This is a genomic window from Aerococcus sp. L_32 (assembly GCF_050689315.1).
Genome location: NZ_JBOEQF010000282.1, coordinates 1 through 2,566, shown reverse-complemented (window position 1 = coordinate 2,566; position 2,566 = coordinate 1). Strand labels below are relative to the sequence as shown.

Sequence of the window (2,566 nt, the reverse complement as noted above, 5' to 3'; positions counted from 1 at the left end):
ATTGATAAAGTCGGTTGTAGATGTTGCCGCTAAACCATCCGGCAAACTTGTCACTTCACCCTGTACAATAACGGCATTGGTGGTTTGGGTAGTGTCTGCTGGTATTTCAACACCATCAGGAATTTGACTTTGTGCTGACGTATCCATTGCTGCCTGCTGTGTTTCTCTGTAGGCATCTTGTGTGATATGAACCATTGGTGCAATACTAAATTTAGTATCCGTTGTTAAACCGACAACTTCAAAGTCTTGTTCATTGATAGTAAAGGTATCGCCAATCGAAAGACCATATTCTTCAGTTAAACTATCATCAATTAAGGCCTCATTATCTGCTGTCACATTGTTACCTTCTGTTACCTCAGGTGCGATAAAGTCGTCGAAATTAATCCCGAATAATGAAATAGATAATTTTTCGTCGCTTCCGATATCCTCAGAAGTCGCATTTGTTGGCATCTGTAATATCGGCGCTACTGTATCTGCTTCGATTTCATCAAAGTTTTCTTGGTTAATGGTAGAACGGTTAATCGTCCCATCCGCTTCTTCAGTTAGGATAATTTGATCAGCATTCCACTGATCAATACCAATCCGGTTCTCCATCGCTAGGCCATATGCCAAGCTAATTAAGAAAAAAACCATATATGAAATCAGAAACATAACGCCAATGACTAAACTGTATTTTTTCTTGTCGTGTAAAATTTCTTTTATGGCTAAAAACATGGTCTTGTTACTTCCTCTCTATGTTTGCCCAATCTAAAAGTTAATTGCTGAGCATCAACTTTTGCTGGCACCTTTTATGTTATTTTTAGTGTCTGTATAGTCGCTGCGTGTAATTGCATATATATATGAATAATGACAATAACAGTTTGATATTTTGTTTAGCACACTTAATATTCAGTGAAATAAATTGTTTTCGCCAAGTGGTCTGCTAGATATTTCTTTTGCAGTCGTTTTAAATATCGACGTAATTGTTTAGCGTTTTTTATCTTCTTGATACGCCAATAGCGTCTTTTGAAACTTCGCATGTTCTTTCGATGTCGCCGTATTTTCAAAGCGACTAAACAGCTGTTTAGCAGCAATAACTTCTGATTTTCCTTTTGCCAATTCCGCCTCTTCTAGAATGCTGATAAACGTCGTAATGTCTTCTGCATTTCTATCAGCTAATATGTGTTTGGCTTGCTGATATAAGTCGACACGTTTTGCCTAGACGGCATAATCGTATTTCTGCCACAGCTTTTCTGCAATATCGAAATCTTGGTTTAAATACGACTGTAATTTTTCAGCTGAGCGATTCTTATCTTTTACTTCAAGCATGATATCAATATTTTGATCAGTTAGTCCTTTGATCAGTTAGTCCTTCGATAAAGTCAATAAACGGCGTTAATGCTATTGTTTCGAAATGTGCTCCCGGCTTTGTCTTTGTTAAAGACTGCTGGCTGTAATGAATGGCCTGGCGTCCATCAGTTTGGCCCTAAGTTTCCCCTGCCAAGGCGATGTAATCTGCCATAGGCTTAATGTCATCCGGCCGCTTCATTTGATGATGCAAGTTATCAAATATGGCAGGTAAAACTGTTGCTTGACTGATGTGTAAGACATCCACAATGCTTTACAGACGTTCATCATTTTCGATGATTAAATGTCTTTAATCCTGTCAGATAGTTGATTGGCTTGGTCAATGAAGCGCTCAATGGCGGCTTCTTTATCGCCATATATACCACCAATATGAATCACAATTTTATTGGCTTGCGTGCCACCAAGTAATTCAATTATCGTGACATAGTAATTCAAATCCGCAATGGTGCGTTCTACAATATCCATATCTAAGGCATTTAGTAGGGTATATTGCCCTGGATGCATTGAAATTCTTAAATTGTTTGCGGTAATTCTTTCTTTTTGAGGCCTCAAATTCTGGCGAGAAAACTGTCTGCCAGACTAAATCCACACCCTCTTTCGCTTTGTGGCGAAGGGGATTAAATCACTGGATAAAAGAAGCAATGGAATACCACTATCAATGGAATCGTCAATCATGTCATTTAATACGGTTAAATTCCATTTCATAATTTCGTATAAGCGCTCGTTTGTTAAACTAGCCTACCGACATGTCTTGAAATTTTTCTCGATATCTAGATGAATACAGGCCTAACCAATCCTCACGTGCTTTTCAATTGTTTGTCTCCACATTTGTTTAGATGTCTTTTAGTACTTTTCTCGCTTGATAAATTAGTCGCATACGCTCAATGTTATTTGTATAGTTTCTCTTAGTAAAGCAATTATGATTGGCTTTCCTAACGGCATTACCAATCCCATGGTAAATATAAGCAGAGGATAGAATGGGTAATTGCGCCACTTGGCTGAAGTCTTTTATGACCGGTTTAATACTGTCATAATATTGGTCACCAATTTGGTAGATATGCTCCCATAGGTCAATAAAGTTTTGGGGAATTTCTTCTTCATCATGATAAGATAATCGTTTGATCATTGCTTCATCTACATTGTAGGCATCAAGTAGCGTTTGAGGTAAATAGATGCGTTGTCTATCCCGATAGTCTTCCCCCACATCCCTTAAAATATT

Annotated in this window: 5 protein-coding genes; all 5 read right to left on the bottom strand. The window is 37.9% G+C overall.

What is annotated here, in order from left to right; all coding sequences use genetic code 11:
- Positions 1 to 714: ABC transporter permease (locus ACRCJ0_RS11800; protein ID WP_431390535.1), on the bottom strand; the 714-nt coding region annotated here is incomplete at its 3' end.
- A 252-nt stretch (positions 715 to 966) separates the two neighbouring features.
- Positions 967 to 1,098 (bottom strand): hypothetical protein, encoded by a 132-nt coding sequence (locus ACRCJ0_RS11795; protein ID WP_268402839.1) that lies wholly within the window; start codon positions 1,096 to 1,098, stop codon positions 967 to 969.
- Positions 1,099 to 1,465: 367 nt separating this feature from the next.
- On the bottom strand, positions 1,466 to 1,594 hold the full coding sequence (locus ACRCJ0_RS11790) for a hypothetical protein (RefSeq protein ID WP_431390534.1): 129 nt from the start codon (positions 1,592 to 1,594) through the stop codon (positions 1,466 to 1,468).
- Positions 1,595 to 1,626: 32 nt separating this feature from the next.
- On the bottom strand, positions 1,627 to 1,851 hold the full coding sequence (locus ACRCJ0_RS11785; RefSeq protein ID WP_431390533.1) for a hypothetical protein: 225 nt from the start codon (positions 1,849 to 1,851) through the stop codon (positions 1,627 to 1,629).
- A 328-nt stretch (positions 1,852 to 2,179) separates the two neighbouring features.
- Positions 2,180 to 2,566, bottom strand: a 387-nt coding sequence (locus ACRCJ0_RS11780) for a squalene/phytoene synthase family protein (RefSeq protein WP_431390532.1), incomplete at its 5' end; no start/stop codon positions are given.

What these genes read in the sequence shown, in the direction of transcription:
- ACRCJ0_RS11785 (WP_431390533.1), bottom strand. Translation starts at nt 1,851, where the DNA reads ATGCATCCAGGGCAATATACCCTACTAAATGCCTTAGATATGGATATT.